This is a genomic window from Bradyrhizobium sp. B117 (genome assembly GCF_038969555.1).
Lineage (GTDB): Bacteria > Pseudomonadota > Alphaproteobacteria > Rhizobiales > Xanthobacteraceae > Bradyrhizobium.
In genome coordinates, this window is record NZ_CP152414.1 from 4,069,892 (window position 1) to 4,087,541 (window position 17,650).

Annotated in this window: 19 protein-coding genes; 8 read left to right on the forward strand and 11 right to left on the reverse strand. The window is 64.0% G+C overall.

From position 1 onward, the window contains the following. Window positions 1-3: 3 nt before the first annotated feature. Together AAFG16_RS19835 and AAFG16_RS19840 are read right to left on the reverse strand one after the other, a co-directional pair. A complete protein-coding gene (locus AAFG16_RS19835; RefSeq protein WP_342740284.1) occupies window positions 4-960 on the reverse strand; it encodes a DMT family transporter in 957 nt (318 codons plus the stop codon). 74 nt (window positions 961-1,034) lie between these two features. Continuing rightward, a complete protein-coding gene (locus AAFG16_RS19840) occupies window positions 1,035-1,514 on the reverse strand; it encodes a PaaI family thioesterase (protein WP_342740285.1) in 480 nt (159 codons plus the stop codon). A 187-nt stretch (window positions 1,515-1,701) separates the two neighbouring features. Here AAFG16_RS19840 and purL point away from each other — a divergent pair, with 187 nt between their 5' ends. After that, a complete protein-coding gene (gene purL / locus AAFG16_RS19845) occupies window positions 1,702-3,912 on the forward strand; it encodes a phosphoribosylformylglycinamidine synthase subunit PurL (protein WP_342740286.1) in 2,211 nt (736 codons plus the stop codon). A 158-nt stretch (window positions 3,913-4,070) separates the two neighbouring features. Here the strand turns inward: purL and AAFG16_RS19850 are convergent, their stop codons facing one another. Continuing rightward, window positions 4,071-5,261 (reverse strand): acyltransferase, encoded by a 1,191-nt coding sequence (locus AAFG16_RS19850; RefSeq protein WP_342740287.1) that lies wholly within the window; start codon window positions 5,259-5,261, stop codon window positions 4,071-4,073. Window positions 5,262-5,436: 175 nt separating this feature from the next. Here AAFG16_RS19850 and AAFG16_RS19855 point away from each other — a divergent pair, with 175 nt between their 5' ends. Continuing rightward, window positions 5,437-5,610: a DUF1328 domain-containing protein gene (locus AAFG16_RS19855; RefSeq protein ID WP_283085973.1), complete on the forward strand. Its 174-nt coding sequence runs from the start codon at window positions 5,437-5,439 to the stop codon at window positions 5,608-5,610. Between the two features lie 52 nt (window positions 5,611-5,662). On the opposite strand, the gene AAFG16_RS19860 is transcribed toward AAFG16_RS19855, so the two are convergent. Next, window positions 5,663-6,769, reverse strand: coding sequence for an alpha/beta hydrolase (locus tag AAFG16_RS19860; protein ID WP_342740288.1), 1,107 nt, complete (start codon window positions 6,767-6,769; stop codon window positions 5,663-5,665). Window positions 6,770-6,836: 67 nt separating this feature from the next. Next, window positions 6,837-7,196 carry a DUF427 domain-containing protein gene (locus tag AAFG16_RS19865; RefSeq protein WP_283085975.1) on the reverse strand — a complete coding sequence of 120 codons (360 nt, stop codon included), beginning with the start codon at window positions 7,194-7,196 and terminating at the stop codon, window positions 6,837-6,839. Window positions 7,197-7,392: 196 nt separating this feature from the next. Between AAFG16_RS19865 and AAFG16_RS19870 the strand changes: the two genes are divergently transcribed. Further along, window positions 7,393-7,629 carry a BolA family transcriptional regulator gene (locus AAFG16_RS19870; RefSeq protein ID WP_011088461.1) on the forward strand — a complete coding sequence of 79 codons (237 nt, stop codon included), beginning with the start codon at window positions 7,393-7,395 and terminating at the stop codon, window positions 7,627-7,629. Window positions 7,630-7,685: 56 nt separating this feature from the next. Next, window positions 7,686-8,879, forward strand: a complete 1,194-nt coding sequence (locus AAFG16_RS19875) for a low temperature requirement protein A (RefSeq protein ID WP_342740289.1) — start codon at window positions 7,686-7,688, stop codon at window positions 8,877-8,879. 96 nt (window positions 8,880-8,975) lie between these two features. On the opposite strand, the gene egtD is transcribed toward AAFG16_RS19875, so the two are convergent. Further along, the gene (egtD, locus tag AAFG16_RS19880; protein ID WP_342740290.1) at window positions 8,976-9,947 is read right to left on the reverse strand and encodes an L-histidine N(alpha)-methyltransferase; all 972 of its coding nucleotides are present in this window, start codon (window positions 9,945-9,947) and stop codon (window positions 8,976-8,978) included. 49 nt (window positions 9,948-9,996) lie between these two features. Continuing rightward, window positions 9,997-11,295 carry an ergothioneine biosynthesis protein EgtB gene (gene egtB, locus AAFG16_RS19885; protein WP_342740291.1) on the reverse strand — a complete coding sequence of 433 codons (1,299 nt, stop codon included), beginning with the start codon at window positions 11,293-11,295 and terminating at the stop codon, window positions 9,997-9,999. Window positions 11,296-11,523: 228 nt separating this feature from the next. Here egtB and grxD point away from each other — a divergent pair, with 228 nt between their 5' ends. From grxD to AAFG16_RS19905, 4 genes are read left to right on the forward strand one after another with little or no spacing between them, the layout of a single operon-like run. Then, window positions 11,524-11,850 carry a Grx4 family monothiol glutaredoxin gene (grxD, locus tag AAFG16_RS19890; protein ID WP_027560233.1) on the forward strand — a complete coding sequence of 109 codons (327 nt, stop codon included), beginning with the start codon at window positions 11,524-11,526 and terminating at the stop codon, window positions 11,848-11,850. 3 nt (window positions 11,851-11,853) lie between these two features. After that, complete coding sequence (locus AAFG16_RS19895; RefSeq protein ID WP_342740292.1) at window positions 11,854-12,405, forward strand: O-acetyl-ADP-ribose deacetylase; 552 nt, start codon at window positions 11,854-11,856, stop codon at window positions 12,403-12,405. 46 nt (window positions 12,406-12,451) lie between these two features. Next, complete coding sequence (locus tag AAFG16_RS19900; RefSeq protein WP_342740293.1) at window positions 12,452-13,738, forward strand: serine hydrolase domain-containing protein; 1,287 nt, start codon at window positions 12,452-12,454, stop codon at window positions 13,736-13,738. A gap of 1 nt (window position 13,739) precedes the next feature. Next, a complete protein-coding gene (locus tag AAFG16_RS19905) occupies window positions 13,740-15,002 on the forward strand; it encodes a serine hydrolase domain-containing protein (protein ID WP_342740294.1) in 1,263 nt (420 codons plus the stop codon). 109 nt (window positions 15,003-15,111) lie between these two features. Here the strand turns inward: AAFG16_RS19905 and AAFG16_RS19910 are convergent, their stop codons facing one another. The 4 genes from AAFG16_RS19910 to rpsD form a co-directional block, all read right to left on the reverse strand. Next, window positions 15,112-16,179: a threonine aldolase family protein gene (locus AAFG16_RS19910; protein WP_342740295.1), complete on the reverse strand. Its 1,068-nt coding sequence runs from the start codon at window positions 16,177-16,179 to the stop codon at window positions 15,112-15,114. Window positions 16,180-16,199: 20 nt separating this feature from the next. Further along, window positions 16,200-16,511 carry a type II toxin-antitoxin system RelE/ParE family toxin gene (locus tag AAFG16_RS19915; RefSeq protein ID WP_342740296.1) on the reverse strand — a complete coding sequence of 104 codons (312 nt, stop codon included), beginning with the start codon at window positions 16,509-16,511 and terminating at the stop codon, window positions 16,200-16,202. Further along, window positions 16,489-16,704 (reverse strand): hypothetical protein, encoded by a 216-nt coding sequence (locus AAFG16_RS19920; RefSeq protein ID WP_342740297.1) that lies wholly within the window; start codon window positions 16,702-16,704, stop codon window positions 16,489-16,491. Before AAFG16_RS19920 ends, AAFG16_RS19915 begins: the two co-directional genes overlap by 23 nt. 68 nt (window positions 16,705-16,772) lie before the next feature. Next, a complete protein-coding gene (gene rpsD, locus AAFG16_RS19925; protein ID WP_283085984.1) occupies window positions 16,773-17,390 on the reverse strand; it encodes a 30S ribosomal protein S4 in 618 nt (205 codons plus the stop codon). Window positions 17,391-17,650 lie beyond the last annotated feature (260 nt).

Below are 17,650 nucleotides of genomic sequence, written 5' to 3' on the forward strand. Positions count from 1 at the left end.
GCTCTACCTCAGCTTCAGCCGCTCCGCCGGCACGGTCATCGCGGCGACGCCGGCCATCACCAGCAATAGCCCCAGCGCCAGGTTCGACGGCACGCTCTCGCCGAGCAGCAGCACCGAGAGGCCGACGCCGATCGGGATGCGCAGATAGCCCTGCGCGTTCGTGGTCAGCGTGCCGAGCCGGCCGAGGCAGACGTAGAACAGCATCAAGCCGAGCGCGCTGGAGACGATGCCCATGACGATGGTTGCGACGATCGCGGTCGGCGTTGGATGTAGCGTCCAGGGCTGGTCGATGATCAGCGACGGCGGCAGCAGCACGAAGCCGCCGAACAAGAGCGAGCCCGCCGCCACCACCATCGGGTCGTAGTCGGACAGTCTGAGACCGAAGATCGTGGCGCAGGCAAAGGAGATGGTGGCGAGCAGGATTGCGATCTCCGCCACGATCTCGCTGCCGAAGCCGCGCAGCGCATCGAGCCCGATGATGGCGACGGTGCCGGCGAGACCCAGGATTGCGCCCATGAGCTTGAGCAGCGTGGCCGGCTCGTGCCGCGTGATCAGCGAGGTGATCAGGAAGGCGAAGATCGGCGTGGTCGAGGCCAGCACCACGGTGTTCGACGCCGGCACATATTGTTGCGACCAGGTGATGACCAGAAATGGAAAGGTCGAGTTGATCAGCTGCTGGGTCGCGAACAGCTTCCAGGCTTGTGCATCGGTCGGGACCTTGATCCCGCGCATCCACAGGATTGCGAACAGGAAGGCGGCCGCGATCAGCGCGCGCACCGAGCTGAAGGTGATGGGCGGGATCGTGGAGAGCGCCAGCTTGGCCAGCGGATAGGTCGAGCTCCAGCAGCAAGCGAGCGCGAACAGCAGCGCATAGTCGCGCCAGCTGCGCGCGCCGGTGGCGGCCTTGGACGGCAATACCGAGGCTGGTGCGCGCCCCGTCGGCGACGTGCTCTGCGGCACCTTGTTCTGGCTCCCCGGCGCGACCGCGCTCAGGCAAAGTCTGGGCGAGGGGGCGTCAAAAGGGAAGGCGTGAGCTATGCGTTCGGCGGAGGTGCCGACTTCCACTTCGCCCGCTTGATCGTGCCGGAGAAGGTGAACAGGAGGCGCTCGCCGCACCTCATCTGTCCGCGCAGGAAGATCAGCGAATTGCCGGCGCGGGTGACCTCGCCGGTGCACTCGATCAGCTCGCCCTCGTGGCCGGCATCGAGGAATTCACAGCCGAAATTGACGGTCACGCCTTTGCCGTTCAGGGCGTGGCGGCCGATCGCGAACAGGCAATAGTCGGCGAAGGCCATGAAGCAGCCGCCATGGACGTTGCCGGAGCCGTTCAGGTGCTTCTTTTCGACCCGGAAGGCGCAGCGGACGCCGCCGTCCGCCTCCAGGCGGTGCCAGAAGGGGCCGACATGGGTCTCAAAGCTGTCGCGGATCCAGGTCTGCCAGCCCGCAAATTCCCCGTCGGTGGCGACGTGCAGGTCGGGGCGGGGGGAAGCGGCCATTTTGGTCAATTCGTGCAAGGAAATGGGCCTTCAATTGCGGGTCTTGAGCCCTTAAATCCGATCCGTTCCCGCAGTGCAATTCCTGTTCCCGCAAGGCCCCCGGCCGCAAAACGTGGGACAGCGGGAAAATGCGTCATAAAGGGCTTTTCGAAGCCATCCGATGTTCCTAAGAACGGCCAAACCGCCGCCGAAAGCCCCGAATCCCATGAAGAACGAACCCAAGATCACCCCTGAACTGGTTGCCGCCCACGGGCTCAAGCCCGACGAATATGAGCGCATCCTGAAGCTGATCGGGCGGGAGCCGACCTTCACCGAGCTCGGCATCTTCTCGGCGATGTGGAACGAGCACTGCTCGTACAAATCCTCGCGCATTCATTTGCGCGGCCTGCCGACCAAGGCGCCCTGGGTGATCCAGGGCCCCGGCGAGAATGCCGGCGTGATCGACATCGGCGACGGCCAGGCCGTGGTCTTCAAGATGGAGAGCCACAACCACCCCAGCTACATCGAGCCCTATCAGGGCGCGACCACCGGCGTCGGCGGCATCTTGCGCGACGTCTTCACCATGGGCGCGCGCCCGATCGCCTGCCTCAACGCGCTGAGCTTCGGCGCGCCCGAGCATGCCAAGACGCGGCATCTGGTCTCCGGCGTGGTCGCGGGCGTCGGCGGCTACGGCAATTCCTTCGGCGTGCCGACGGTCGGTGGCCAGGTGCGTTTCCACACCCGCTATGACGGCAACATCCTCGTCAACGCGATGGCGGTGGGCCTCGCCGATGCCGACAAGATCTTCTATGCGGCCGCCTCCGGCGTGAACATGCCGATCGTCTATCTCGGCTCCAAAACGGGGCGCGACGGCATCCATGGCGCCTCGATGGCCTCGGCCGAGTTCGACGACAAGTCCGAGGAAAAGCGTCCGACCGTGCAGGTCGGCGACCCCTTCGCCGAGAAGCTGCTGCTGGAAGCCTGCCTCGAGATCATGGAGAAGGGCTGCGTTATCGCGATCCAGGACATGGGCGCGGCGGGCCTGACCTGCTCGGCGGTCGAGATGGGCGCCAAGGGCGATCTCGGCGTCGACCTCGATCTCGACGCGGTACCGACCCGCGAGATGGGCATGAGCGCCTACGAGATGATGCTCTCGGAAAGCCAGGAGCGCATGCTCATGGTGCTCAAGCCCGAGAAAGAGAAGGAAGCCGAGGCGATCTTCCAGAAGTGGGGCCTCGACTTCGCCGTGGTCGGCTACACCACGCCGAGCAAGCGCTTCGTGGTCAAGCATGGCGGCGACGTCATGGCCGATCTGCCGATCAAGGAGCTCGGTGACGAAGCGCCGGTCTATGACCGCCCGCATGTGCCCTCCGCCGCGCTGCCCGTCGTGCATGCGCGCGACGTGCCGGCGCCGATGGCGCTCGGCGCGGCGCTGGAGAAGCTGATCGGTACGCCCGACATGTGCTCTAAGCGTTGGGTCTGGGAGCAGTACGACCACGTCATCCTCGGCAACACCATGCAGCGCCCCGGCGGGGATGCCGCGGTCGTGCGCGTGCAGGACGGGCCGAAGGGCCTTGCGCTCACCGTCGATGTGACGCCGCGCTATTGCGAGGCGGACCCGTTCGAAGGCGGCAAGCAGGCGGTGGCGGAAGCCTGGCGCAACATCACCGCGGTCGGCGGCAAGCCGCTCGCGATCACCGACAACCTCAACTTCGGCAATCCCGAGCGGCCCGAGATCATGGGCCAGTTCGTCGGCTGCCTGAAGGGCATCTCGGAAGCTTGCCGCACGCTGGATTTCCCGGTCGTCTCCGGCAACGTCTCGCTCTACAACGAGACCAATGGCCGCGCGATCCTGCCGACGCCCTCGATCGGCGGCGTCGGCCTGCTCGACGACTTCACCAAGTCGGCCTCGCTCGCCTTCAAGGCCGAGGGCGAGGCGATCCTCTTGATCGGCGAAACCCACGGCTGGCTCGGCCAGTCGGTCTATTTGCGCGACATCTGCGGTCGCGAGGAGGGCGCGCCGCCGCCGGTCGATCTCGCCGCCGAGAAGCGCAACGGCGATTGCGTGCGCGGCATGATCCATGCGGGCACCGCGACCGCGGTGCACGATCTCTCCGACGGCGGCCTGCTGATCGCGCTCGCCGAGATGGCGGTGGCGGGCGGCATCGGCGCCAAGCTCCTGGCGGCGCCGACCGCGCTCGTCTCGCAGGCCTATTGGTTCGGCGAGGACCAGGCGCGCTATCTCGTCACCGTGCCGGAAACCGAAGCCGGCCGCGTGCTCGCCAAGATGCGCGGCTGCGAGGTGCCCTGCGTGCGCATCGGCACCACCGGCGGCGATGCCATCGCGATCGCGGGTGAGGCGCCTGTTACGATCGAGGCGCTGCGGAAGTCATTCGAGCGCTGGTTGCCGGAGTATATGGGCGGGAAGGCGGCCTGAGGCAGTCGCTACACGCTCCGTCATTGCGAGGAGCGAAGCGACGAAGCAATCCAGACTGTCTTAGCGGACGGACTCTGGATGGCTTCGCGGAGCCTGTCATCGGGCCGCGCTTCGCGCGGACCCGTTGGCTCGCAAAGACGAATGGAGAGACCTTCCACTCAAAGCACCTTCGTCGCGCCCGGGATCTGCCGCAACGCGCGCGTCAGCGCCCAGCTCGCCGCGACTGTCAACACGAACCCGATCGTCGCCTTGACGATCGCTGGCAGGTCATAGTCGAACAGCCAGTATTGCAGCCACAGTGCGATCGGATAGTGCACCAGGAACATGCCGTATGCATCGCGCTGCATTGGATCGAGCAGCCTGGCTGAGCCTGATTGCTTGAACCTCTGGAAAAAGGCCAGGATTAGAAACATGATGGCCACGCTGAAGACAGCGAAGCAGAGGGCATAGAGCCCCTCATACCAGTTCGGCAGCGGCGACGGATTTCCCAGTATTTCGCGCTTGATGAAGATCAACCCCCAGAGCAGGCAATACGGAACGATCGTCAAGACCATCCAGTCCCAGCTGACCTTCGCCATCCTTCCGTCTGCCGCGAGCAGGCCGCGATCCATATTCGCGACGCCGATGCCGGCACCGAAAAAGAAGTAGCTCGCATAGAGCATTACGCGCCCGTGCTGCACCGAGAACGGCCCGAACTCGAACCAGCTGCTTGGTCCATAATACATCAGCCCGGGAACATAGAACGCCGCGGTGACGGCAAGCATGACCGCGAAGAACGCGGCGGGCCGACGCCGACCGTATAGCGAGAGGCGGTTGATCGGATCGAGCAGGGTGGGTGACAGCCGATGCAATATGCAGGCTACCACGTCGAATCCGAGCAGGACCCAAAGGAACCAGATCGGCCCGCTCGGCCACGGGCCCTTCGTGATCATATTCCAATAGTATTCCGAAAAGCCGATCTCGGGATGGTGCCTGAGCGAGATGGCGTAATAGGCGAGCGGGATGATCGTGAATGCGCAGATCACGAATGGCAGGCCAAGCCGAAGCAGGCGATCTGCCAGATAGTTCAGCGCGCCCTTGCGGGCGATGCCCGACCACGCAAACAAGCCCGACAGGAAGAAGAACATCGCCATGAAGAAGCTGTCGGTGGCCAGCACGATCATGTCGAAGCCGAAGAAGAATTTCGGATCGGTATGACCGAAGTAGGTATAGGGGATGACGGCATGGTGCAGCAGCACCACCAGCGTCAGGAAGGTGCGGGCGCGGTCGAGCGACAAATTGCGCGCCTTGCTCTTCGGCGCGACGGGTGCCTCCGCGCCGATCATCGCAGAATCTGAGATCGTGGTCATGGTCGCACCGGTTGCGTTGCTGCCCCGGCTGGACTGTGCCGCCCGGAACCGGATTCAGCAAGGGCGTTTGAGCCGGACTTCAGTCCTGACACCCTTGGGAACCAGTTCCGCGCCGCGAAGTTAGCGTTCGCGAAGGGGGCGGCCGCACCCTGCGGCCTCAAGGTCGGAGCTGGCGATGACTATCCTGAAATGGGCGCTGATCTTCTTACTTGTCTCGATCGTGGCCGGCGTGCTCGGCTTCACCGGCGTCTCGGCCGCCTCCGCCGATATCGCCCGCTTCCTGTTCTATATCTTCGTCGTGATCTTCCTGGTGCTGCTGGTGCTGGGGCTCACGATATTCAGGGCGTAGCCGGGTCGCCGCGCGACACCTGACAGGACGTGCCGGCCCCCAGGCCGGCCGTTCAATCTGGCACGAGAGGTCTGACGTAGGCGACCAGCTCCGCCAAGAACTCGTCGGGACGATCGAATGGAATGAAATGACCCCCGCCGCGCACCCGCACGAATTCCTTATGCGGAGCGATGATCTGATTGAAGAGCTGTTCGGCCGGCCCGCTCGGCGTGTTGTAGTCCGCATCGCCCTCAATGAAGACCACCGGGATCGGAAATGCGAGCCCCAGTGAGGCGACGTCGCGCTTGAACATGGGGCCTTCTCGCCCGCGTAGATATTTTGCGGAGAAGGCCATGCCTTTGCGCCAGTTGTACCAGTCGAGCAGCGAGAAATCCGGCATAAATGGGGGCGGGACGGGGCCCGCCAACTGGAAGCTCTCGATCGAGGGCAGCCCCAGCGACTTGCTCCATTTGTCTGCAACCAGTCGGTTCTGTGGCGTAATCCGAGGTCGCGCAACGATTGGCGCCAACTCCGCTAGGGCCTCGCTGTTGCTTGCGGACTGCGCCAACTCCTGCAGATGCGTGATCGCAAGTTCGAATGACTTCTCGAATGTCACCCTGCCGACCACCTGTCCCGTGCCGACATAGGCATAAAACAGATCCGGGCGCTGCTTGACGATGTGAATGCCCAGGAACGAGCCCCAGGAATGCCCGACCAGGACAATCTTGTCCTTGTGAAGATGGTTTCGCAGATACTCGACGAGCTCGATGCCGTCCTGCGTCATTCGCTCCAACGTCATGGTTGGCGCGAGCGCATCTTCTCCAGCGGCGCCATAGGTGCGGCCGGCGCCGCGCTGGTCCCATTGGACAACGGTGAAATGCTTTTCCCAGGGCCGCCACCCCGACGAGATCGGCAAGGTGGAGCCTCCAGGCCCGCCGTGAACGAACAGGAGAACCGGGTTGTCCCGATCCTCGCCGCGGATCTGGATCCATTGCTTGATGCCGCCGATGTCGACGTATGCACCCTCCTGCACGCCGTTCGGCGAGCGGATCGCGAGAGTTTCGGCAGCAAGATGCTGGCGATAGGCGCGAAAGCCCAGTCCGGCAACGGTCGATGCAACGAGGACGCCGGCCAATCCCAGCAACGAGACCCCAATCAGTCTTGCGGCCTTGCGCGGCATCGCGTGCCTTGAGTCGACGCGGGGAGGCGAACCTGATGATCGCCCCGGCGTCAGAGCGCCAAAGAGCTCACCCCACTTCCTCGATCTTCACCTTGTCCGGATAGAAGGCGAGATGGCCGGAAATTTCGGTCATCGCGGGGTAGGGCGTCTCATAGGTCCAGATCGCGTTGTCCAGCGTCTTGCCGTCGGCCTTGACGCTGTAATAGCTCGCATCGCCCTTGTAGGGGCAGTGGGTGGTGCGGTCGGTGCGCTCCAGGAGCGCCATGTTGGTGTCCTCCCGCGGCACATATTGCACTGCCGGATATCTGGCCTCCTTGAGGGTCAGCGCCCTGCTGGTCTCGGCGATCACGATATCGCCCGCCGTGACGCGGACGCGCCGGGGGTTTTGGGTGATGGTGATGGGGTGGTCGGGCCCTGGAAGCTTCATGATTTCACGCCTTTTCGATCAATCTGCCGCGCGCGGCACTTTGTCGTGCCTTTATCCTGGTGGGATCACGGATATAGTGCCGGAAAGCGTGACGCAGAAGCCCGTTCACGCTAAGTTTGTCGCCGCCGGCGAGGGGACCCCGGCAGCGATTCGACGGTGAGGCTGATCCAAGCCGAGATTAAGGAGCTAGACTCGAATGCCCATGGACGCCCACGATATCGAGGCGATGATCAAGGCAGCAATCCCCGATGCCGAGGTGACCATCCGAGACCTCGCCGGCGATGGCGACCACTACGCCGCGACCGTGATCTCGGAATCCTTCCGCGGCAAGTCCCGCGTCCAGCAGCACCAGATCGTCTATCAGTCCCTGCGCGGCCAGATGGGCGGCGTGTTGCATGCGCTGGCGCTGCAGACCGGGGTGCCGGGTACTTGACCCGACTGGGCCTGATTGACGAGCACCTGATCTGACCAGCGCGACGGGGGACGACGATGGCTGCGGACAATCCGCGCGGCGCGATGTTTCGCGTCATCGTGCCGAACCAGCACAGCCGCGTCACCAATGCCGAGCTGTTCTTCGACCTCGTCTTCGTGTTCGCGATCACGCAGGTGTCGCACACGCTGCTGCACCATTTCACGCCGCTCGGCGCGGTCGAGGTCACGCTGCTGTTCCTCGCGGTGTGGTGGGTGTGGGTCTACACCGCCTGGGTCACCAACTGGCTCAATCCCGAGCTGACGCCGGTCCGCATCCTGCTCTTCGTGATGATGCTCGGCGGGCTCGTGCTGTCGACGACGATTCCGACCGCCTTCGAGGGGCGGGGCCTGTGGTTCGCGATCGCCTACGCGACCATGCAGGTTGGACGTACCGCGTTCTGGATGTTCGCAACCCCGCGCCACCGCACCGCGGTACGGCACAACGCGATCCGCATCCTGGTCTGGCTCTGCGGCTCCGCGGTCTTCTGGATCCTCGGCGGGCTGGCGCACGGGGAGCAGCGGCTGTGGTTCTGGATCACGGCGCTGACGATCGAGTATGTCTCGCCGGCGGTCCGCTTCTGGGTCCCGAAGCTCGGCTTCTCGTCGGTGGAGGCCTGGGCCGTCGAGGGCGGCCACATGGCGGAACGCTGCGCCGGCTTCATCATCATCGCGCTCGGTGAAGCCATCGTCGTCAACGGCGCCACCTTTGCCGAGCTGGAGTGGACCGCGGACAACATCCTGGCCTTCGTCTCGGCCCTGGTCGGCAGCATCGCGATGTGGTGGGTCTATTTCCACAGGGGCGCCGAAGCCGGCTCCGAACGGATCTCGAAATCCGCCGAATCCGGCCTGCTGGCACGGCTCGCCTACACCTACCTGCACATGCCGATCGTCGCCGGCATCATCCTGACCGCGGTCTCGGACGAGCTGGTGCTGAAGCATCCGACCGGCCATTCGGATATCAGAACCATCCTGAGCACGATCGGCGGTCCTCTGGTATTCCTGATCGGCACCATCCTGTTCAAGCACTCGATCCGCGGCTTCCTCCAGCTCTCGCACGGCATCGGCATCATCCTGCTGCTGGCGCTGTGGTGGTTCGCCGCCGATCTGTCGCCGCTCTGGCTCTCGGTCGCGACAACCGTGATCTTGATCGTGGTGGCGGCGTGGGAGTCGGTGTCGCTGGGGTCGAACGCGGAGGAGGCCGAGGAGCATTGAACCGCGGAGCGGCCCGATGACAGGCTCCGCGGTCGTCTCGAAGGATGCGCCGCAGGGAAAGCGCTCTCAAATAGCGGGAAGAAGCGGTGGGAGCGCCTACTCCGCCACTTCCAGCGCGTGCACCGAGAACATCTTCGCTGCATCCGTCCAGCTCTCGCGCACGCGCCAGCCGGCGCCATGCGCCAGCGCCGCGAAGCGCTCGATGCTGTATTTGTAGCTGTTCTCGGTGTGGATGCTCTCGCCCGGACGGAACGAGAAGCTGGTGCCGAGCAGGCGCACGGTCTGGTTCTTCTTGCTGATCAGATGCATCTCGATGCGGTGTCGCTCACGATTGTAGATCGCGCGGTGAGTGAAGGCGGAGAGATCGAAATTGCCGCCGAGCTCGCGGTTGATGCGCACGAGAACGTTGAGGTTGAAGCGCGCGGTGACGCCGGCGGCGTCATTATAGGCATCGAAGAGCACGCGCTCGTCCTTCTCCAGGTCGGCGCCGATGATCATCTGCGCGCCCTTGCCGAGGATCAAGCGTGCGCTGTTCAGGAAGGCCTGCGCCTCATGCGGCTCGAAATTGCCGATGGTCGAGCCGGGGAAGAAACCGACTTTTGGCATCGCCGCGACCGCTTTGGGCAGCTCGAACGGCGTGGTGAAGTCGGCCGCGACGGGATAGATGCCGAGCGCCGGAAAATCCCGCTTCAAGCCATTGGCCTGCGCGGTCAGGAAGTCGCCGGAGATGTCGACCGGGACATAGGCCGCGAACTTGCAGTGATTAAGCAGCAGGCGGACCTTCGTGGTCGCGCCGGCGCCGAATTCGACGAGGGCGGCATGCTCCGGAATGATTTTTGCGATCTCGCTGCCGCGCTCCCTCAGGATCGATAGTTCGGTGCGCGTCGGGTAATATTCCGGCAGCTTCGTGATGGCCTCGAACAGCTCCGAGCCGGTCGCATCGTAAAAATACTTCGGCGACAGCTTTTTCGGCTGTTGCGAGAGGTCCTCGATGGCCTCGCGGGCGAAGGCAGTGGTCTGTTCGTCGGGCAGATGGGCTTCGGCCAAAGCGCTGGCGTGCACATTCATGATACTCTCCTGAACGCGCTGTCCGGCGCGCATTGTCGTCGGATAAGAACTAGTCGTACTGGGCGAGCCGCAGGCCCGTGAATTGCCAGCGGTGGTGTGGATAGAAGAAGTTGCGATAGGTGATACGGCTGTGGCCCTCGGGAGTTGCAAGCGAGGAGCCGCGCAGCACCAGCTGATTGACCATGAACTTGCCGTTATATTCCCCGAGCGCGCCTTCGATGGCACGATAGCCGGGGTAGGGCGAGTATGAAGAACGCGTCCACTGCCAGACGATGCCGAAGGCATCGTTGAGCTGGCCCGCGCGAGCCGCGACTTCCCATTCCATCTCGGTCGGCAGGTGCTTGCCGGCCCAGCGGGCGAAGGCGTCGGCCTCGTAATAGCTGACGTGGCAAACCGGCGCGTCCGGATCGACCGGCTTGAGGCCGGCGAGCGTCATCACCTGCCATGCGCCATCGACCTCGCGCCAATGTCCCGGCGCCTGCCAGTCTTCCTTGCTGGCCGCGGCAAAGCCATCCATCAGCCACAGCGTTGCTTTCGCATAGCCGCCGTCGCGCATGAAGGCGAGCCATTCGGCATTGGTGACGAGATTGCGGGCGACTTTGACCGGACCGACGAGGGCGCGATGCGCCGGCTTCTCGTTGTCGAAATGAAAACTGTCGTCGACATGACCGACGGTGTGGATGCCCTCGTTGAGCGTCAGCCAGTCCTCGCCGCTGCGCGTCGCGGACGGGAAACGCCAGTCCGGATCATAGGCCGGGTAGACCGGGTTCTGCGCGAAGGCGTGCAGGATGTCGGTGAACATCAATTCCTGATGCTGCTGCTCGTGGTTGAGCCCGACCTCGACCAGCGGCGCGAGGGAGCGAAGCTTGTCCTCACCAGCCTCGCGGAAGAATTTGACGATCGACGCATCGACATGGCGGCGATAGGCGCCGACCTCGTCCGCGCTGGGACGGGTGATGTCGCCGCGATGATTGCGGGCATGGCGCGGGCCGGCGCTGACGTAATAGGAATTGAACAGGAAGGCGAAGTCGGGGCGGAAGGGCCGGTAGCCGGTCGCGTGCTCGCCGAGCAGAAACTGCTCCCAGAACCAGGTGGTATGGGCCCGGTGCCATTTCGCCGGGCTCGCATCGGGCATGGACTGGATCTGCTGGTCTTCAGGCGACAGCGGGGCGGCCCGGCGCTCGGTCTCGTTGCGGACGGCAAGATACGCGTCCTGGAGCCGCTGGGCGAGGTTGCCGGGGGCGGAGAACGGTGACGAAAGCGGGTCGGTGGCCGTGGCTGAGGCTGGTTTCGTCACGTTTTTCTCCAGACAGAACAAGAGAACGTTGTTGGCGTTGCCCGGTTCCAAAACCAGGGTTCGTCCTAGATGGGGCCTCCGTTACGGGATAAAAGTCCTCCCCGCCGTTAATATTAGTGTCATCAGCCCATCGGCCCGGGGCCGTCCCGGCCAGCCGTCGCCGCCATTTTACTTTGGATGCACAACGGTTTGGGCTACATATATGGGTAAGGATCGGGTTAGATCGGCTGAGCCGGCCCGAGGGAATTGTTGAGGGCTCCGCCCCAGAAGGACACGGATATGAGCATCGAGGAATTCATCGCCAACGAAGTGAAGTCGAACGACGTGGTTCTGTTCATGAAGGGCACGCCGCAATTTCCGCAGTGCGGTTTCTCCGGCCAGGTCGTCCAGATCCTCGACCACATCGGCGTCGGCTATAAGGGCCTCAACGTTCTCGAATCCGCCGAGTTGCGCAACGGCATCAAGGAATATTCGAACTGGCCGACCATCCCGCAGCTCTATGTGAAGGGCGAGTTCATCGGCGGCTGCGACATCGTCCGCGAGATGTTCCAGGCCGGCGAATTGCAGCAGCTCTTCACCGAGAAGGGCGTCGCTGTCGCGGCCTAAGGCATGACCGCGCTGACGCGCCGGATTGGCGGCGCGGAGCTCGAAGTCATCGTAGCCGACATCACGACACTCGGCGTTGACGCCATCGTCAACGCCGCAAATTCGTCACTCCTTGGCGGGGGCGGCGTCGATGGCGCGATCCATCGCGCGGCCGGTCCTGAGCTCGTCGCAGAATGCCGCATGCTCCACGGCTGCAAGACGGGCGATGCCAAGATCACCAAAGGCTACCGGCTCAAGGCCGCGCATGTGATCCACACCGTCGGGCCGGTCTGGAACGGCGGCACAATCGGCGAGGACGACCTGCTCGCCTCCTGCTATCGCCGTTCGATCGAGCTGTGCGGCAAGCACAAGCTGACCTCGGTGGCATTCCCCGCGATTTCGACCGGCATTTTCCGCTTTCCCGCCGACCGGGCCGCGAAGATCGCGGTCCATACGACCATTGACGCCCTGCCGGCCGCGCCGCTGGTCGGCCACGTCATATTCTGTTGTTTCTCCGAGGCAAGTGCCGCGCTCCATACGGACGTTCTGGCGCGCTACGGCAGCCCTTGTGCCTGATGGCGCGGCCGGTACACTCCGCCTGGCCATGTTCCGGGGAGGGGATATGATTTCAAATTCTGGACTGCGTGCGCTGGTTTGCAGCGCGCTGGTGTCGCTGAGTGCGACGTCGCTCGCACGCGCCGAGGGCACTTACGAGATTCCGGCCGGCGCGCACTTCAATCAGGAGAAGCTCGGCAAGATTAGCGACTTCTTCAAGAACGAGGTTGCGACCGGCAAGATCGCCGGCGCGACCGTGCTGATCAACCAGCACGGCAAGCCGGTCTATCACGAAGCCTTCGGCGTGCAGGATGTGGTCAGCAAGGCGCCGATCACCGACAAGACCATCTTCCGCCTGTTCTCGATGACCAAGGCGATCACCGCGGTGGTCGCGATGAAAATGCTCGAGGACGGCAAGATCAAGCTCGACGATCCCGTCTCCAAGTACATCCCGTCCTTCGCCGATGTGAAGGTCGGCGTCGAGAAGAAGGCGGAGGATGGCACCAAGTCGCTCGAGCTCGTGCCACCGAACCGCCCGATGACGGTGAAGGATCTGATGACGCACACTTCGGGCGTCACCTACGGCTTCTATGGCGACAGCCTGGTGCGCAAGGCCTATCGCGACGCGAAGATCTATGACGGCGATTTCGATCTCGCCGAGTTCGCCGAGCGCATCGCCAAGCTGCCGCTGCACAATCAACCCGGCGCACTCTGGCAATACGGACATTCCACCGACATCCTGGCGCGGGTCATGGAAGTCGCCGCCGGCAAGCCGCTGATCGACATCATGCGGGAGAAGCTGCTCGATCCGCTCGGCATGGTCGATACCGGGTTTTTCGTCACCGCTCCCGAGAAGCAGAAGCTGCTGGCGCAGCCGGTGCCGAACGACAGCGATTTCCGCGTTGGCCGGATCAACGATCCGACCGTCGTCAAGAAGATCCAGTTCGCCAGCGGCGGCATGGTCACGACCATGGCCGACTATCAGCGCTTCGCGCAGATGCTGCTCAACGGCGGCAGCCTCGACGGCAAGACCATCCTCAAGCCCGAGACGTTCAAGCTGATGGTGACCGACCAGATCGGCCCGAAATCGGGCGTCGATCGGGACTATTTCTACTTCCCCGGTGACGGCTTCGGCTTCGGCTTCGGCCTTGCCGTCCGCACCGATCCCGGCAACGCAAAGCCGCCGCCGCCTGGCGATCTCGGGGAATTGAAGTGGGACGGCGCCTCCGGCTGCTATTTCGTGATCGACCCCAAGCAGGACATGTTCTTCGTCCTGCTCGAGCAGACCCCCACCGAGCGCCAGCGCGTGCAGCGGACATTGAAGCAGTTGGTCTATGAAGCCATGGAGAATTGACATGTTCGGGCGCCGCACGCTGATTGCGGCGCTCGTCCTTTTGTTTGGTGCAGTCGGTGCGCAGGCGGGCTCGGAGGGGCGCACCGCGCACAATCTCTCGCCCGAAGGTTTGGCAAAGGTCTCCGACTACATCCGGAGCGAGATCGCCGCCGGCACGTTCCCGGGCGCGATCCTGCTGCTCCAGCAGCACGGCAAGCCGGTCTATTACGAGAATTTCGGCGTTCGCGACGTTGCGACCGAGCTGTCGATGAGCGCGGACACGATCTTCCGCCTCTACTCGATGTCGAAGCCGATCACATCAGTGATGGCGATGATGCTGGTCGAGGAGGGCAAGCTCTCGCTCGACGATCCCGTCGCCAAGTACATTCCGGCCTTTGGCACGATGAAGGTCGGCGTCGAGACGAAGGCCGAGGACGGCAAGGTTTCGCTGGTGCTGGAGCCGGTGAATCGTTCGGTCACGATCAAGGATCTGATGCGCCACACCTCCGGGCTGCCTTACGGCTATGTCGGCGGCGGCATGGTGCGCGAGCTCTATGCCGAGGCCAATCTCTTCAACAGCAATCTCAGCAATGCCGAGTTCGCCGCGAAGGTCGCCACGCTGCCGCTGGTCGAGCAGCCCGGCACGATGTGGGATTACGGCTATTCCACCGACGTGCTCGGCCGCGTCGTCGAGGTGGTGTCGGGGAAGACGCTGCTCCAGTTCGAGAAGGAGCGGCTGCTCGATCCGCTCGGCATGAGCGAGACCGCGTTCTTCGTCGCCGATCCCAAAAAATTTCCCCGCATCGCCGAGCCGATGCCGGCGGATCGCAACATCAATCCGACGACGCAGGTGCGCGACATCAGGCTGCCGCTGAAATGGGAGTCGGGCGGCGGCGGCATGGTCGGCACGATCGGCGACTACGCCCGTTTCGCGCAGATGCTGCTGAACGGCGGCACGTATGACGGCCGGCGCTATCTCAAGCCCGAGACCATCGCGCTGATGGCGTCGGACCATATCGGCCCTGAGACCAGGATCGGGCGCGACCAGCACTATTATCCGGGCGGGACGAGCGGCTTCGGCCTGGGCTTCGCGGTGCGCACTTCGGTGCCTTCAGGGACGTCATGGCCTCTCGGCGAATATCGCTGGGACGGCGTCGGCGGCACGTTCTTCTTCATCGATCCCGAGGACGATCTGTTCGGCATCTTCATGGTGCAGACGCCGTCACAGCGCGGCCGGATCCAGCTCGCGCTGAAGACGCTGATCTATCGGGCGATGGGGCGGTGAGCGCGAGGGTTGCTGCCTTCGTCGCCCGTATGGAGCGAAGCGCAATCCGGGATTCGCGCCGCCGAAAGACTGCCCCGGATTTCGCTGCGCTCCATCCGGGCTACGGGACTCATGCCCCGCGCACGATCTCGCGGACGTAGCCGATCGTCTCCTCGACCTGGCCCGCATTGACGTCGAGATGGGTGCAGGCGCGGATGCGGCCGTCCATCATCGCGAGCGTGACGCCGCGCTGGCGCAGCGCTGCGACCATCTTGTCGCCGGCAACGCCAGCACCATCAGGCTTGAAGAACACGAGATTGGTCTCGGGCTCCTGCACCTCGATGCCTGCGATCTGCGACAGACCGCGGGCGAGCGCGCGCGCATTGGCGTGGTCGTCGGCAAGGCGCTCGACGTGGTGGTCGAGCGCATAGATGCAGGCGGCGGCGCAGATGCCGGCCTGCCGCATCGAGCCGCCGAGGCGCTGTTTCCACTGCCAGACCGCATCGATGAAGGCACGCGTGCCCGCGAGCACGCCGCCGATCGGCGCGCCGAGGCCCTTGGAGAAATCGATCCAGGCCGAATCCCAGCCCGCGGTCATGTCGCGCGGGGAGATGCCGCTCGCGACCGTGGCGTTCAAGAGGCGCGCGCCGTCCATGTGGGTGACGAGGCCGTGCTGTCTGGCGATCGCGACGATCTCGTCGAGCGCCGCCTTCTTCCAGATCGTGCCGCCGCCGATATTGGCGGTCTGCTCGACGCTGACGACGGTCTGCGGCGGCTGGTAGCGCGTGCGCGGATGCAGCGCCTTGCGAAACGTCTCCGGCGTGAACTGGCCGTCAGGACCCCTGAGCTGCGTCACCTGGAAGCCGCCGATCGCGGCATGCGCGCCACCTTCGCGGGCGATGATGTGCGCGGTCTCATGCGCCAGGATCTCGTCGCCGGGACGGCAATGCACCAGCGTCGCGGTGACGTTGCACATCGTGCCCGAGGGCATGTAGACCGCCGCTTCCTTGCCGAGCAGATCGGCCACGCGCTCGCACAGCGCATTCACCGTCGGATCGTCGCCCACCTGCTCGTCGCCGACCTCCGCCCGCGCCATCGCCTCGCGCATCCCAGCGGTTGGTTTCGTCTGCGTGTCCGAGAGCAGATTGATGCGCACCGGCGGCGCCTTGGGATCGATCGGGGGAGGGGTGTAGAGCATGGCGGATCTCGTCATTTCATCTAGTCGAACAATTGCGGTCTGATGTCTTGTGCGCCGTGAAGAATGGCACGGATTTCGACGTGGTCGGGCTGCACCGTGTAGAAAATCAGATGGGATTGGAAGCGGAAACGTCGATAGCCCGGAGCGAGCTCGTCCACTTGCTGGCCGATCAGGGGGAAATCGGCGAGGAGTCCGAAGGAACGGACGCGGCCAGCGTAATAAGCTTCAGCCTGATATTTGCCGAACCGGCTCTCGGTAAAGTCGTAGATGTCGATCAGGTCGGCTCGGGTACGCTCCGATAACCGGTACTCAGCCATGGCGGCGTTGAGCAACGCGTTGACGTGCGGCAGCGAGGATGTCGTCCGGCGTATCTGCGGTAAAACTGTTGCAATCGGGCTGAGCGAAGAGCGCCTGATATCGGCGGACCTGCTCGTCGCGGGGCAGCTTGGCCCATGCCTCAAGCTCTGCCTCCGAAGGCGTTGCCGATGGGGCAATGTTGGCGAGCTGGTCGGTAGTCTGGGCCATCGTTCGCAGGTTACCACAAGAAAAAGGCCCCGGAAACCGGGGCCTTTGAAAGTCGTTCCGCCGAACTATCAGCGCGAATAGAATTCGACGACCAGATGCGGCTCCATCTGCACCGGGAACGGTACGTCGGAGAGGCCGGGGATGCGCACATACTTGGCGGTCATCTTGCCGTGGTCGACTTCGAGATAGTCGGGGACGTCGCGCTCGGGCAGCTGGCTGGCTTCGAGCACGTGGGCGAGCTGCTTGGAGGCTTCCTTGACCTCGATCACGTCGCCGACCTTGAGCTGGTAGCTCGAGATGTTGACCTTGCGGCCGTTCACCTTGACGTGGCCGTGGTTGATGAACTGGCGAGCGGCGAAGATCGTGGAGACGAACTTGGCGCGGTACACGACCGCGTCCAGGCGACGCTCGAGAAGGCCGATCAGGTTCTCGCCGGTGTCACCCTTGAGGCGGCTGGCCTCGACGTAGATGCCGTGGAACTGACGCTCGCTGATGTTGGCGTAGTAGCCCTTCAGCTTCTGCTTGGCGCGCAGCTGCACGCCGAAGTCGGAGAGCTTGCCCTTGCGGCGCTGGCCGTGCTGGCCGGGGCCGTACTCGCGGCGGTTCACGGGGCTCTTCGGGCGGCCCCAGATGTTCTGGCCCATACGGCGATCGATCTTGTACTTCGCCTCACTGCGCTTAGTCATCGCGTCCTCTTCGGTTGCATGGTTTGAGGAAACGCGCCCTCCTGTGTGACGGGATGATCCCGGCACCGACAGGTCCGATCCCCAAAGCTAGAGGGAGCCGACCACGGGTCGCGAAACGCTTCGCGGGCCGAAATCGGCCCGCGAGCAGGCGGCTTTTAGGGGAGTTTGGGGTTCGCTGTCAATTCTTTAGCCCGTCATTCCGGGGGCCTTAGGCCGTCATTCCGGGGCGCTCGTAGAGCGAACTATGGTGCGCAATTGCG

Bases quoted from the DNA above. Each gene is read 5' to 3' on its own strand.
- rpsD (WP_283085984.1), bottom strand. From the start codon at position 17,390: ATGACTAAGCGCAGTGAGGCGAAGTACAAGATCGATCGCCGTATGGGC.
- AAFG16_RS19900 (WP_342740293.1), top strand. From the start codon at position 12,452: ATGATTTCAAATTCTGGACTGCGTGCGCTGGTTTGCAGCGCGCTGGTG.
- purL (WP_342740286.1), top strand. From the start codon at position 1,702: ATGAAGAACGAACCCAAGATCACCCCTGAACTGGTTGCCGCCCACGGG.
- AAFG16_RS19875 (WP_342740289.1), top strand. From the start codon at position 7,686: ATGGCTGCGGACAATCCGCGCGGCGCGATGTTTCGCGTCATCGTGCCG.
- AAFG16_RS19910 (WP_342740295.1), bottom strand. From the start codon at position 16,179: ATGCTCTACACCCCTCCCCCGATCGATCCCAAGGCGCCGCCGGTGCGC.
- AAFG16_RS19920 (WP_342740297.1), bottom strand. From the start codon at position 16,704: ATGGCCCAGACTACCGACCAGCTCGCCAACATTGCCCCATCGGCAACG.
- AAFG16_RS19850 (WP_342740287.1), bottom strand. From the start codon at position 5,261: ATGACCACGATCTCAGATTCTGCGATGATCGGCGCGGAGGCACCCGTC.
- AAFG16_RS19855 (WP_283085973.1), top strand. From the start codon at position 5,437: ATGACTATCCTGAAATGGGCGCTGATCTTCTTACTTGTCTCGATCGTG.
- AAFG16_RS19870 (WP_011088461.1), top strand. From the start codon at position 7,393: ATGCCCATGGACGCCCACGATATCGAGGCGATGATCAAGGCAGCAATC.
- egtD (WP_342740290.1), bottom strand. From the start codon at position 9,947: ATGAATGTGCACGCCAGCGCTTTGGCCGAAGCCCATCTGCCCGACGAA.
- AAFG16_RS19895 (WP_342740292.1), top strand. From the start codon at position 11,854: ATGACCGCGCTGACGCGCCGGATTGGCGGCGCGGAGCTCGAAGTCATC.
- AAFG16_RS19860 (WP_342740288.1), bottom strand. From the start codon at position 6,769: ATGCCGCGCAAGGCCGCAAGACTGATTGGGGTCTCGTTGCTGGGATTG.
- grxD (WP_027560233.1), top strand. From the start codon at position 11,524: ATGAGCATCGAGGAATTCATCGCCAACGAAGTGAAGTCGAACGACGTG.
- AAFG16_RS19865 (WP_283085975.1), bottom strand. From the start codon at position 7,196: ATGAAGCTTCCAGGGCCCGACCACCCCATCACCATCACCCAAAACCCC.
- AAFG16_RS19905 (WP_342740294.1), top strand. From the start codon at position 13,740: ATGTTCGGGCGCCGCACGCTGATTGCGGCGCTCGTCCTTTTGTTTGGT.